At 63.5% G+C, this 13,936-nt stretch carries 9 protein-coding genes; 4 read left to right on the plus strand and 5 right to left on the minus strand.

The window, feature by feature from the left end:
• The 4 genes from AB4Z38_RS05125 to AB4Z38_RS05140 form a co-directional block, all read left to right on the plus strand.
• Window positions 1–2,151: family 78 glycoside hydrolase catalytic domain (locus tag AB4Z38_RS05125; protein ID WP_441428717.1), on the plus strand; the 2,151-nt coding region annotated here is incomplete at its 5' end.
• A gap of 71 nt (window positions 2,152–2,222) precedes the next feature.
• Window positions 2,223–3,038, plus strand: a complete 816-nt coding sequence (locus AB4Z38_RS05130) for an SDR family NAD(P)-dependent oxidoreductase (protein ID WP_441428718.1) — start codon at window positions 2,223–2,225, stop codon at window positions 3,036–3,038.
• 19 nt (window positions 3,039–3,057) lie between these two features.
• Window positions 3,058–5,721, plus strand: coding sequence for a glycoside hydrolase family 3 protein (locus tag AB4Z38_RS05135; RefSeq protein WP_441428719.1), 2,664 nt, complete (start codon window positions 3,058–3,060; stop codon window positions 5,719–5,721).
• Window positions 5,722–5,867: 146 nt separating this feature from the next.
• Window positions 5,868–8,306 (plus strand): glycoside hydrolase family 2 TIM barrel-domain containing protein, encoded by a 2,439-nt coding sequence (locus tag AB4Z38_RS05140; protein WP_441428720.1) that lies wholly within the window; start codon window positions 5,868–5,870, stop codon window positions 8,304–8,306.
• Window positions 8,307–8,732: 426 nt separating this feature from the next.
• Here AB4Z38_RS05140 and AB4Z38_RS05145 read toward each other — a convergent pair whose 3' ends face one another.
• The 5 genes from AB4Z38_RS05145 to AB4Z38_RS05165 all read right to left on the minus strand — a co-directional run bounded on the left by AB4Z38_RS05145 (window position 8,733) and on the right by AB4Z38_RS05165 (window position 13,904).
• Entirely contained in the window at window positions 8,733–9,305 is a 573-nt protein-coding gene (locus tag AB4Z38_RS05145) for a cysteine hydrolase family protein (RefSeq protein ID WP_441428721.1), read from the minus strand.
• The gene (locus tag AB4Z38_RS05150) at window positions 9,302–10,813 is read right to left on the minus strand and encodes an NAD-dependent succinate-semialdehyde dehydrogenase (protein ID WP_441428722.1); all 1,512 of its coding nucleotides are present in this window, start codon (window positions 10,811–10,813) and stop codon (window positions 9,302–9,304) included. The genes AB4Z38_RS05145 and AB4Z38_RS05150 overlap by 4 nt, the downstream gene beginning before the upstream one ends.
• Before the next feature lie 25 nt (window positions 10,814–10,838).
• Window positions 10,839–11,300: an NUDIX domain-containing protein gene (locus AB4Z38_RS05155; RefSeq protein WP_441428723.1), complete on the minus strand. Its 462-nt coding sequence runs from the start codon at window positions 11,298–11,300 to the stop codon at window positions 10,839–10,841.
• Between the two features lie 104 nt (window positions 11,301–11,404).
• Complete coding sequence (locus AB4Z38_RS05160) at window positions 11,405–12,823, minus strand: purine-cytosine permease family protein (protein WP_441428724.1); 1,419 nt, start codon at window positions 12,821–12,823, stop codon at window positions 11,405–11,407.
• Window positions 12,824–12,941: 118 nt separating this feature from the next.
• Window positions 12,942–13,904, minus strand: coding sequence for a flavin reductase (locus AB4Z38_RS05165; RefSeq protein ID WP_441428725.1), 963 nt, complete (start codon window positions 13,902–13,904; stop codon window positions 12,942–12,944).
• Window positions 13,905–13,936: the final 32 nt, after the last annotated feature.

Here is a 13,936-nt window from a genome sequence, read left to right on the forward strand (position 1 = left end):
CAGTACGACGTCGCGGACCTTCTCATCCCTGGCAGCAACCGGATCGACATCGTCCTCTCGGACGGGTGGTACCGCGGCAGGAACAGCGGGGCCCGGCGCCGGAACGTCTGGGGCAACACCACCGCCGCTCTCGCGCAGCTCGAGATCGATCTCGGTTCCGGCTCGRRAATGACCTTGGGGACGGGCGGCGACTGGGTCACCCTGCCCAGCACGATCGTGCGGGCGGACCTCATGACGGGGCAGACCACGGACTTCGGGGTCGAAACGGACCGCGCAGACGCCGCCCCGGTCCTCGTCGGCGTCGTGGCGCCGCCTACCCCCTGCTGGTCACCGGCGCCGCCCGTTCGCCGGGTCGAGGAGCGCAGGCCTTCGGCCCTGACCCGGCTTCGGGACGGTGTCTCGATCCTCGACGCCGGCCAAAACCTCTCCGGCTGGATCAGGCTCACCAATTTGGGGCCCGCGGGGACGGAGACGGTGCTCGAGTTCGGCGAGCACCTGGACGCCGGCGGTGACCTGACGACCGCCCACCTGGACATGAAGACACCACAAGGCGGGCTGCTTGMATTCCGCCAGACCGACCGCGTCATCGCCGGGGGCGACTCCGCGGTGTTCGAACCGCGGCACACCGTCCACGGCTTCCGCTACGTCCGTGTGACGCACCCTGGACGCGAACTCTCCATCGATGACTTCACGGTCGTCGTCGTCCATTCGGACCTCGACCGCCGCGGGTGGTTCGCCTGCAGCGACCCGGACCTGGAACGACTCCACGAGGCGGCTCTCTGGAGTTTCCGCGGCAACATCGTGGACGTCCCGACCGACTGCCCCACCCGCGAACGCTCAGGATGGACCGGCGACTACCAGGTCTTCGCCCCTACCGCCGCCATGCTCTACGACATCCAGGGCTTCTCCCGCAAATGGCTCCAGTCCGTGCGCGATGACCAGTGCGAGGACGGGCTCCCCGCATCCTTCTCCCCCGACTCGGCACGGATCAGGCACCATCCCGACAACCCCTGGAGGGTCATGGGCGGATCCGCCGGCTGGGGCGATGCGACCGTGCTCGTCCCCTGGGCCATCTACGAAGCGTACGGGGATACGGAGCTTCTGGCGGAAAGCTGGGACTCGATGAGCCGCTGGGTGGATTACGCGCTCCACCTCGCCAAGACGGCCCGCCACCCTGCCCGGGTCGCCCGCTCCGAAACGCCGCTCCCCCACGAGCAGTACATCTGGGATGCCCCCTTTCACTACGGCGAATGGCTCGAACCCAAACGCCGCCGGGCAGACGGATCCCTCATCGACCCCATGGCCGAGAACCCCTACGCGTACATGAGCGCCGACCGCGGCGAGGTCGGAACCGCCTACCTGTACCGCACCGCAGAGACGCTCGGCCGCATCGCCCGAATCCTCAACCGTCCAGAGGCGGCCGAGCGGTACGGAAGGATCGCAGAACGCGTCAGGTCTGCATGGCAGACCGAGTTCCTCACCGATGAGGGGCACACCCGCGAGGACACGCAGGGCGCCTACGTCCGGGCCCTGGCCTTCGGCCTCGTCCCCGGATCCCTCAGGCAAGCGGCCACCGAACGCCTGGTCCAGCTCATCCACGACGCCGACGACAGGCTCGCCACCGGCTTCCTCTCCAGCGGCCTGCTGCTCCCCGTCCTCGCAGAAAACGGCCACACCGACCTCGCCTACCGCCTCCTGCTCCGCCGCAGGACACCCTCCTGGCTCGGCATGCTCGAACGCGGCGCCACCACCGTCTGGGAAGACTGGGAAGGCATCGACGAGCACGGTATCGCGCACGAATCGCTCAACCACTACAGCAAGGGAGCCGTCATCCGCTTCCTCCACGAATACCTCGTAGGGCTGCGCCAGGCGCCGGACTCGGCCGGTTGGGAACGCTTCGACATCGAACCCCACCCCGGCGGAGGAGTCACCTCAGCGAGCTTCCACTTCGGCTCCCCCCAAGGCCCGATCCAGGTCGCGTGGGAGATCACCGACGAGGAGTTCCGCGTCGATTTCACCGTGCCCGATGGAACGACTGCCCGGCTTACCCTGCCAGATGGCACAAGCACCGCCTACGGGCCCGGAACGCACTCCGCATCCTGCCCCGCCCCGGTCGTTGCAGACGACGGGCACGTTGCGCGCAGGACGTGACCGCGAACTCTCCCATCACGAAAACCTCCCGCCTCTTGACGCGGGAATACCGAAAAACCGAAAGGATCCACATGGCAATCGCTGTACCCGAAGTCTCCGAGCGTACCCTGAACGAGCTGCTGTCACTGAAGGGCCGCCGGGCCGTCGTCACCGGCGGCGGACGCGGCCTCGGCAAAGCAATCGCCGTCCGGCTGGCCGAAGCCGGTGCCGATCTCCTCATCGGAGACCTCGACGAGGAATCCGCACGCGAGACCGCGGCAGCGCTAGGCGACCGTTTCGCGGTAGCGACTTGCGGAATGCGGATGGATGTCACCGACACTCGATCCGTCGCCGCGGTCGCGCAGGTCGCGGCCGCGCGGCTGGGCGGGATCGACATCTGGGTCAACAACGCCGGCGTCTTCCCCAGCGTGCCCCTGCTCGAGATGAGCGACGCCCTCTGGGACGAGGTCTTTGCGGTGAACTCGCGCGGTGTCTTCGTCGGCGCACGCGAAGCCGCCCGCCACATGACAGCGGCCGGAACCGGCGGCGTGATCATCAACGTCATCTCTACCGCCGGCTTCCGCGGCACGGCACCGGGCCTCGCGGCCTACGTGAGCTCGAAGCATGCGGCACGCGGCATGACTCGCCAGCTCGCCCTCGAACTCGCACCCCACGGAATCCGCGTCCTCGGGGTAGCCCCCACCTACGTCCCCACCGAAGGGAACCAAGTCGCCGCTTCCTCTCAACCGATACCCACGGACGCGCTTCCCGCCATGATGCTCACCAGCCGGCTGGGACGCATCGGCGTTCCCGACGACATCGCCCGCGTCGCCCTCTTCTGCGCATCCGACCTCTCAGCCTTCATGACCGGAAGCACCCTGCTCGCCGACGCCGGCGAAACAATCTGAAAGAGACTTGCCAAAAGACATGGAACACTTTTCAACAGCCTCCCGCGGCCCCCGGGACGCCCCCCTCTTGCTCACCCCCGGGCCGACGCTCGAGTTCGACGTCGATGATGTGGACGGCCGTCTGTTCATGCTCGACCGCGACTTCGGCGGTACCGGCACGGCCTCCTTCTCCAAGCCAATGGATCCCACGGTCGGTGGTGTCGTGACGCTCGACGGCGAACCCGCCGGCTATGTTCTCAAGCATGTCGATTTGGCCGGCGGCCTGTGGATGCTCGGAGTCAAGGTCTTCGGGCGCCTGATCCAACCCGCCACCGAACACGCGCTCCACATCGAGGGGTTCGCCGACACCGACGGCAACACCATGGAACCCCGCGACCTCGCTGTCCTGACGCGACCGCGCGACGCACCGGACCCCAGGTTCGCGGAGCACGAGGCCGTCGCCCTGCGTGTGGCTGAAGAGGGCATCGTTCTCCTCGAAAACGCCCAGGCTACACTGCCACTGGCTCCGGGGCAGCTCAACGTGTTCGGCCACGCCCTGCATGCGTTCAGGACCACCGTGGTCGGCGCCGGTAGGATCAACCCCCGCTACACCATAGGGCTGAGGGAGGCAATCCGGTCAAGCGAACACTTCACCTTAAATGAGGAACTGTCGGCGTTCTACCAGACCGCCGGCGATGGGATCCCGGCCTCCGACGTGTTGGAAAGGGCCAAGGCGGCGAACGACCTCGGGGTCGTCGTTCTTACCCGCGCCTCCGGGGAGAACATGGATAACAGCTCGGATCCAGGCGAGTTCCGGCTGACAGAGGCCGAGAACCGCCTTATCCAAGCCGTGACGACCACCTTCAACCGCACCGTGGTGATCCTCAACACGCCCTATCCTATTGACACGTCCTTCGTTGCACGCCATGACGTTGATGCGCTTGTCCTGGCTGGTGTGGGCGGCATGCTTGCCGGTCCCGCGGTCGTCCACGTCCTGGACGGCACAGTCAATCCATCCGGGAAACTCCCCGACACCTGGGCGAAGGCCTACGACGATATTCCCGCCAGCCGGAATTTTTACGACTGCGCGGATGGAAAACCCCGCTACACCGCGGACAGCCCGGTCTGGGTCGACACGGTCTACGAGGAGGGCATCTACGTCGGATACCGGTACTTCTCGACTTTCGGCGTGGAACCCGCGTACCCCTTCGGGTTTGGGCTGAGCTACACGCAGTTCAAGGTTTGTTCGGAAGATTTCCGCGCCCCCGAAATCAATGATGGCCGGCTTGGAACCCTGAGCGTGGCCGCCACGGTCACCAACTCCGGTGACGTCCCTGGCCGCGAAGTCGTGCAGGTTTACGTCTCCAAGCCCGACGGCGTCATCGAACAGCCGGCGCTGGAGCTGGTCGACTTCGCCAAGACCTCGGTCCTGGAGCCGGGCGACAGCGAGCAATTACTGTTCAAGGTGGCGCCCGAAGCGCTCACCAGTTTTGACGAAACCACGGCCGCATACGTCGCGCCGGCCGGCGAGTACGTGCTCCGCGTCGGAACATCAGCAGCCCAAACCCGCGAGGCCGGCCGCTTTAGCCTCGCCGAGACTATCGTGGTCAGGCAGGCCAAACACCGCATGCTCCCCGTCGAACCAGTGGCAACCCTCTCCAAGCACGACCCGCAGGGGACCTTTCCAGACGGTAAACGTTCCGGTGTGAAAGCAGGTGCCGCAGGCTACGCGCCCGTACGGCCTGTGCGCACTCCGGCGCAAGGGGATGGCAGGCCGGACACACCGGTTCGGAGAAGCCGTGCTGTTACCTTCGCCGAAGTCCAGGCTAACCCAGACCTCGCTGGCGCCTTCGTCGATGGACTGGGCGTAGACGAACTGGCTCGCCTGACCGTCTGTGCCCAGAACGGCTGGGGTATGGAGGGGACGGGAGTGGCTGGCATTATGGCCCGACCCGACGGGCTGGGCCTCCCCCGTTTCCAGGTCGCGGACGGGAACTCCGGAATCAACGTGAACACCCCGAACATCGGTTTTCCGACAAGCGTCGTCCTATGCTCGACTTTCGATAGGGATCTCGCCCTGGAAGTCGGCAGGATCCTCGGCACTGAGGCCCACAGACTCGACGTCGACGTTCTTCTCGCCCCGGCACTGAACCTCCACCGCCACCCCCTGAACGGACGCCACCCGGAGTACTTCTCCGAGGACCCGGTCCTTGCAGGTACAATGGCTGGTTCTTACGCAAAGGGTGTGGAATCAACCGGAGTCGGTGCCTGCTACAAGCACGTTGCCGCCAACAATGCTGAAAGCTCGCGGAAGCGGAATCAGTCGATCATCCCTGAGAGGGCATTGCGGGAGCTCTACCTCAAGGCGTTTGAGATCGCGCTGCGCACCCATCCCGCGAAAACGATCATGACAGGCTACAACGCCGTAAACGGTGTACATACCGCTGCAGATCCGGAACTCATCCAGGGTGTTTTCCGTGAGGAATTCGGATTCGACGGTGCAGTAATGACGGACTGGAATTCCTATGACACCTGCGACGTCGTAGACATGGTGGCCGGAGGCAACAACTGGCTCACCCCCGGCAGCCAGGACGAAACATACACAAAGCCCATCATCGAAGCCGTCAAGAACGGCGCACTCCCTGAGGCCAAGCTGAGGGAAAGCGTCACCCATCTACTACGCCTGATCGCCACGCTCACATAAGAGGAACAGCGGTCCCGCCGCAAATGCACGTCCGGGCGCCTGAAGCAGGGGCTCAAAGGCCATTTTCTCCGCGCACGGGGCATCGACTTACGCCATCTCTGCGAGAAGCCAGTCCACAGAAAATACAAGATCGACAGGAAGAAATTATGACGAAGGACCTCACGGAATACAGGCAGCCCACACGCGTTTCCTTCAACGGTGGGTGGTCCGTGCGCCCAAAGATCGGTTTCTTCTCCGAGCTGCGCCCAGGCCAGACGCCGCCGGAATCTATCTGCCTACCGCATGACGCGCTCGTGGCATCGGCACGGATTCCAAGCGAAAACGGGTCCAACACCGGCTACGTCCCCGGGGGCGCGTTCGCGTACTCAAAGCAGTTCGATGTGCCACCCGAGTGGAGCGGCCGCCACGTCGCTGTCGACTTTGAAGGTGTCTACCGCGACGCGATGGTATTTGTAAATGACGACTTTGTCACCCAACGCCCTTACGGGTACTCCGGCTTCCGCGTCGACATGACTCCCCACCTTCGCTACGGGGAGCAGAACGTTATCCGCGTTGAGGCACGTGCGCACGAGGACTCCCGCTGGTACAGTGGCGGAGGCATTTACCGCGATGCATGGCTCATTGTCGCCGGCGACATCCATCTCGACTACGCCGGCGTCCAGATCACCACCCCTGACCTCGACGCGGACCTCGGCGTCGCAGCCGTAGCGACGACACTGCGCAACTCCGGAGCGCGCCCGCGAACGGTGCGGGTGCGCGTGGAGATCCTTGATCCGGCACGAGCCATAGTTGCGCACAACGAGGCCCCCATAACCGTTCTTCCGGCGGAGCCCGCCGTGCTGCGTCAGCGTATGACCATCGAGAACCCGCTGCTGTGGGACGTCAACGACCCGAACCTCTACACAGCGGTGACCCGCGTCATTAACGGCGACGACGAGCTCGAGCTGTCCACCACCGCGTTTGGTTTCCGGACGCTGCAGCTGGATACCGCTCACGGGCTCCGCCTGAACGGGCGAACCTTGAAGCTCCGGGGCGCGTGCATCCACCACGACAATGGTCCGCTCGGCGCCGCCACCATCCGCAGAGCAGAGGAACGTCGCATCGAAATACTCAAGAAGGCCGGATTCAACGCCATCCGCAGCAGCCACAACCCGCTCAGCCCCGCGATGCTCGACGCCTGCGACCGCCTAGGGTTACTTGTCATCGATGAGGCTTTTGACGTTTGGACAGAGTCCAAGACATCCTTTGACTATTCGCTGCGCTTCGCTGACTGGTGGGAGCGTGACGTCGAAGCGATCGTGCTGAAAGACGCCAACCACCCCAGCGTGATCATGTATTCGATAGGGAACGAGATTCCGGAGACCGGAAACTCCCTGGGCGCGGTTTGGGGCAGGCGCATCGCCGAGAAGATCCGTGAGTTGGATCCCACCCGATTCATAACGAACGGCATGAACCCGATGGTCTCCGTCATCCACCGCCTCGCGGAGGCGGGCAGGAACATGGAGGGCGGTGTCAACTCCGCCATGAACCAGATGGGCGACATGATGAAGGACATCGCGACGTCCGACCTGGTCACCGCCAGCACCGAGGAGTCTTTTGCGGTCCTGGACGTTGCCGGGCTCAACTATGGAGAGAGCCGCTACGAGCTGGACCGTGAGCTGTTTCCGAACCGCCTCATCGTAGGGACTGAGACTTTCCCCGCGAAGATCAACGAAAACTGGGCGGCCATCGAACGAAGCCCGCATCTGATCGGCGACTTCACATGGACGGGATGGGACTACCTGGGCGAGGCCGGCATAGGTCGCGTCAACTACGCTGACGAGGGGCCCCAGTCGTTCGGCGCACCGTTTCCCTGGCGGACCGCGTGGTGCGGAGACATCGACATTACCGGACATCGCCGACCTGTCTCCTACTTCCGGGAAATTGTATTCGGCCTCAGAGCCAAGCCGTACATTGCGGTCCATCCCCCCGAAAATTTCACCCGTGAGGCCCGCCCTACTCAATGGTCCTTCAGCGACGCGGTGGCAACATGGGACTGGGACGTCGCCGACGGAACCCCAATCCGCATCGAGGTCTACAGCGGCGCGCCCGAGGTAGAGCTGCAGATCAACGGCAAGAGTGTGGGAGCGCGCCCGGCTGGCCCCGAGAACGGGTTCAAGGCGGTCTTCGAGACCGAATTTGCCGTTGGCGAAGTAACAGCCATTGCCAGAAGTGCCGACGGGTCGAACGAAAGCTGGTGCCTTTCGACCCCCGTAGGATTGCCCAAGCTCCGCGTTCGTGCCGATCGGACGGTCATCGAGGCATCGGACGGCGATCTGGCGTACATCGAGATGTCCTTGGAAGACGACGAGGGACACATTTTCACGCAGGGCACACAGCCCTTCTCCGTTGTTGTCGAAGGCGAGGGTGTGTTGCAAGGCGTCGGTAACGGGAACCCGCAGTCAGAGGACTCGTTCGGATCCAACGTATGCAACACCTACGAGGGGAGGGCGTTAGCAGTCCTGCGCCCCACTGGAGCCGGTGAAATCACCGTCACGGTCAGAGGAGCCGACCAGACCACCGCGATCACCGTCACGGCCCTGTAGTAGCCAAACACAGTGACCACAGCCGTGGCACACGACGAGCCAGGGACTTATCCCGAAACTCCCGGCCAAGGAACGGCTTCAGCACATACCTCTGCTGAAGCCGTTCCTTGGAGCCAAAGCCGGCCGCCAAAGTCTCCACGCTTTTAGGCCCAGAACTTTGAGGCCGTCCGCTGTCTTGCCCGGTCCATGAGGACGGGGAGGCTTTCCCTCGTGCGCCAGCCAGGAGCTTTGTCTGGCACAGGCTCTTCTTGCGCTGCTCCGGCGTAATTGAGGTAAACACCACAGACTGTTCAACGGCACACGGTCTGTGACGGCGCCTCGCTATCCCCGGCGCGGTTCCTCTGCGGTGGGGCGCAGTTGTCTTGCCAGCAATTCGTAGCCGTTCAGATGCCACGGGACATTTGATCAGACAGGCATTGGTCCTTTTTACAGGAGAGAAGAAAGCAAGATTTCGCTTTTCACAACGTTGATCATCGGTGACAGCAACTGCATGAGGTTTAGCGCCTGATCTTGAGCAGCGTCGCTCTGGCCTGCGCAGGCGTCTTCCACAACAGTTACGTATCGGCCTGCGTCAGCCGCGCCAAGGGCGGTGGCGAGGACGCAGCAGTCGGTTGCGACACCTGTAAGGATGAGTTCTTCGCCGACAGGGATTCGATCTGCCAGGGCCTCGCCCCACTTAGTGAAGGTCGGAAGGTCAATGGAGCTGCGGGCGTCAACATCGGGAAGCATGAGGTCCCAAATGTGATCCGCCGGATCTCGGCGCATGCTTGGCCAGTGGTCGTAATAGGTGGACCATGAACCCGGCTCTGCTGGGTCGGGAACAAATCGTGTGATTATAGGTCGAAGTCCTGCGCTTGTGAGGCGTGCGATGGTACGGGCCGCGTCGTCGTACCGCGGAATACGCCAGACTCCCGCTTCACGAAAGACGCGTTGCATGTCGATTACGACGAGCTGACCCTTTGCTTCTCCGGTTGAGACTCGGGGTTTAGAGCTATTCACGATTCTTTGCCTTCGCAGTCTGCGTATGGGTCGGCGATGCCGATGTATTGGGTTGTGGTGTATTCGGCGATGCCTTCTGTCCCGCCTTCCCGGCCCAGGCCTGATTGTTTGACGCCGCCGAAGGGCGCTGCTGCGTTGGAGATGACGCCTGCGTTGAACCCGACCATGCCAAACTCGATCTGTTCGGCAATACTGAGGAGCCGGTTGAAGTCGCGGCTGTAGAGGTAGGACGCGAGGCCGTATTCACTGGCGTTGGCCAGCCGGATCGCGTCCTCCTCGGTAGCGAAGGTCGTCACCGGCGCGACCGGTCCGAAGATTTCCTGGCCCAGGATCGCCGCATTGTTCGGGACGTTGGCCAGGACGGTGGGCTGGTAGAAGTAGCCGGGCCCGTCCACCGCGGCGCCGCCGGTCACGGCAACTGCTCCGGCGTCGACGGCGGCACTTACCAGGGCGTGCACGTCGTCCCTTGCCCCGGCGTCGATGAGCGGCCCCATCTGGCTGGCCGGGTCGGTGCCGCGGCCGGTGGCCAGGGCGCCCATCGCACCGGCAAACCTCCGGGTGAATTCCTGCGCGATGGATTCCTGGACCAGGAACCGGTTCGCGGCGGTGCAGGCTTCACCCATGTTCCGCATCTTGGCAGCCATCGCACCTTCGACGGCCTTGTCCAGATCGGCGTCTTCGAACACGATAAACGGGGCATTGCCGCCCAGTTCCATCGAGGTCCGCAGCACATTCTGCGCGGCATCGGCCATGAGCCGCTTTCCCACCGGAGTGGAGCCGGTGAAGGAGACCTTCCGCAGCCGGGAATCCCTGAGTAGCGGTCCGGAGATCCCAGATGCCGATGAGGAGGAGACCACGTTGAGCACCCCGGCGGGCAGGCCCGCGTCTAGCATGGTCTGGGCGAAGTACTGGGCGGTCAGCGGGGTGAGTTTAGCGGGCTTCAGGACCATGGTGCAGCCGGCCGCGACAGCAGGTGCGACCTTGCGGGTGGCCATGGCCAGTGGGAAGTTCCACGGCGTGATCAGCAGGCACGGACCCACCGGCTTGTGCTGGACGAGGACCTTGTTTTTGCCCTCAGGGGTGGTGAGGTACCGGCCGTAGTCGCGGACCGTTTCTTCGGAGAACCAGCGCAGGAACTCAGCCCCGTACGTGACTTCTGCGCGGGCCTCGGCAAGCGGCTTGCCCATCTCCAAAGTCATCAGCAACGCGAAGTCCTCAGCCCGTTCGGTGACCATGTCAAAGGCCCGGCGCAGGATCTCCGCACGTTCCCGAGGCGAAGTCCTGGCCCAGGATGCCTGGACAGCGTCGGCCGCATCGAGCGCCGCGAGGGCGTCGTCGCTGGTGGCTGACGCGACGGTAGCGAGCACCTCCCCGGTGGCCGGATCGTGCACATCGAACGTGCCGCCGTCGGACGCGTCCCGCCACTGCCCGCAGATCAGCAGGCCGGTCGGCACAGAAGCAAGCAGCTCCGCCTCACGCTCGGGGCTCACGGTTTCTCTTACAGCCACTTAAGGCTCCTTCCAAAGGACTCGTTCATTGATCATTGGCCGCCTCGACGACCTGGTCCAGCCAAGGCACCCGGTTACTGAATCGCTTAACTCTCGAAGGCTCCGCCCAGCGAAAACCATCATGTTCGTCATTTATGGTCAATCTCCGCCGTTCGGTGACGGCAGTGAACGTGTGCACCAGCCACGGGTTGCCTTCCTGATCCAGTAGCCGGAGCGGCGCTCCTTGCCGGAACCCGATGAGGTCGTTTTGGGTCAGGCCTGTTTCCTCACGGAGCTCCACGCAGGCCTGGTCTTCGGGGGAGGCTCCCGGCTCGAGGTACCCGGTGATGCAGTGCCAGCGTCCGCGGTCATATCCAACCGTCTGGCTCCGCCTGAAGAGGGCAATCCTGTTGCGCCACCGGACGATCACTGCAACCACCGCCCGGGGCGGGCAGACAGTGATGCAGTCTTCTTTCGCGCTCGTCCCTTGCAGGGTTGCGGTACTCATCGGATGCTCCTGGTGTGGTTGGTCCCCCGTTGGGTTGTCACGGGCGCGGAAAGGGATGGGGAGGGTCCTGGGTGCGACCCTCCCCAACCTTTGCCTTATTGGTCTTAGAGGGTCTGCCCGGCGATACTGCGGTCGAGCATTTCATGGCCCGAGAGGCGCTTGCGCCGGTGGGTGGCGAAGTAGACGCCAGCCGCGATCGCGGATCCGATGTAGTAGGAGAGGTCGCCTATTTGCGGGAACGCGGCTGCGATGGGGCCCGTGTAGATCGAGGACATCCAGAACGGGGATGAGAGGACGACTCCCGCCGCCCAGGCCACAAAGCCCCATTCAAACTTCCGGCTCTTATCGAAAAGCTCACGGAGGCCGCGTTCTGTTCGGCGCCCTCCGAAAAGGTAATCACATACCAGGACAGCTACGTACGGGGCGATGCAGTACGCGGTCAGGTTGAGGAAGGCCGTAAAGCCTTCGTTGAACCCTTCCTGGCCCCACAGGGCTACGAGGTACGAGGCGACACAGATCATCACGACGGCGGTGTGGCGTTTGACCGGCACGCCCATGGTCTGAATGGAAATCGCGCCGCCGTAGACGTTCAGGAAGTTCTGCGTGAAGGAGGACAGGGCGACGACGCCGAGCCCGACGACGGCCCATGGGCCCATAAGTTCCTTGAGCGCGCCGATGCTGTCACTGGCGGTCGCGGTTGACCCGAGGAGTGTGCCGAGAATGCCCATCCAGACCATAGTGACGGCGTTGCCGAGCATGGTGGCCCAGCCGGCGCCGCGGCGGTTGCCGGGGGTGTTGGGAAGGTAGCGGGAGTAGTCGGAGGCGAAGGGCATCCAGGCCACGATGAAGGAGAAGAACCAGCCGAAGAAGATGATCCATCCGCCGATGCCGTCGAAGCCCTTTGCCGCGGGATTGAAGTCGTTGACGATGTGTCCGTTGGCCGCTGCCACGACGGTGATGAAGACGAAGCCGATCACCAGGACGTACGAGAGGATGCGCTGGAGGAAGTGGATCAAGTTGTACCCGATGACCGCTACGCCAAGCTGGATTCCCATGAGGATCAGCGATGAGAGCCAGAAGGGAATGTCGGTGAGCAAGGCGATGGCCTTGCCGCCGAGGATGACGGTCACTGCTGCCCACCCGATGCCGGCGAAGACATTCACGTAGGCCACCGGGAAGAGGTTGCCGATGAACCCGAGCGGTCCGCGGCCCTGCATCTGCTGGGGTACGCCCAGCCGGACGCCCATCGCGGAGAGGTAACCCATTCCGGCCGAGGAGGTCACGCCGGCAAGAATGATCGCCAATGCGGCTGCCCAGAAGGGGAGCCCGAAGTAGGTGGCGCTGAAGCCGAGGACGACGATGGGGAAGTTCATGCCGGCGGCGAACCAGAGGAAGAACTGCGAACGCGGCTTGCCGTGGCGTTCGACGTCGGGGATGTGTTCGATGCCGTAAGGCTCGATCTTGGTAAGACTGTCGCGATAGCCGCGATCTACAGCAATGCTGTCTTCTGAGACGGAACTCATGGTGTCTGGGCTCATTTTTTGTCCTATGGTGGAATGCGCACCTAGGTGCGCTGCTTGAGAGAGCAGGTTGTGTCGGTGCGGCTGGTTCCCGTGCAAGGCTTGTCAGCCGTGCCGACACTTAGAGTTCGGCGAGATTTCCGCCGTCGTAGAAGTGTCCGGCCTTGTAGACCATCGGCGCAGAGGCGTCGATTTCGGCATGCCGGACCCGGCAGATGAAGACCGTGTGGGTCTTCGCTTGGAAACGCTCTTGGATCTCGGCTTCCAACGAGGCCGCCGATCCATCCAGAAGCGGACTGCCGTTGGGTCCCTCGTGCCACTCGAGCTCCGCAAACTTGTCCGGAGCCTTGGAAGCGAAAACACGAACCGTCTCGCGTTGTCCGGTTCCTAGGATGTTGATACCCAGGTGGCTCGATGAAAACAGCGCCGGGTAGGTGCTGGAGGTTTTCTGGACACAGATCAGTACCAGGGGCGGCTCGATCGAGACCGAGCAGTACGAGTTCGCAGCCAGCCCTTTAGGGGTTTCGCCCTCCTTGGTGGTGACCACGGTGACGCCGGTGATGAACTGGCGGTTGAACGCTTTCATCAAGTCTGCGTCAAGCTCCTGGGAGTCCCCGCTGTCTCCGACTTCAGGCGTAGCTGTCCCCCGCAGCGGGCGAATCCCAAGTGCGGCCAGCAGCTCACTACCGTCCCACGTCACGGTTTCCTTCGTGATCTTTCCGTCCTTGAGGACCAGGATGTTCGAGCCCCTGGTCTGGACGGTGAGTCCTGTTGCCGGAACACCGAGGTACTGGTGGATGTGGGTGCCGGTGGACGTCCAAAAGACGGCAACCGTCCCGTCCCCTTCAACGATGTTGTCGATGGTCGTGCGCAGGTCCGGGAAAGCTTCCCGCACCGCGGCGATCTCGGCCTTTAGACCAGTGATGTCGACGGTGGCGCCCGTCGCCTTGCTGATTCGCGTGTAGCCATCCGCTACGAGACCGTCAAGGGCATTGAGGTCACCCTTGTCCCAGGCCTCGCGCCAAGCTGATGTGATGAGCGGCTCAAGAGTCTGTTGCATACCAATGACGGTAAGCCAGATCACAGGACCACGTCAACAGAAACCGCAGAAAACCT

The sequence above is a fragment of the Arthrobacter sp. 2RAF6 genome, assembly GCF_052115205.1.
Lineage (GTDB): Bacteria > Actinomycetota > Actinomycetes > Actinomycetales > Micrococcaceae > Arthrobacter.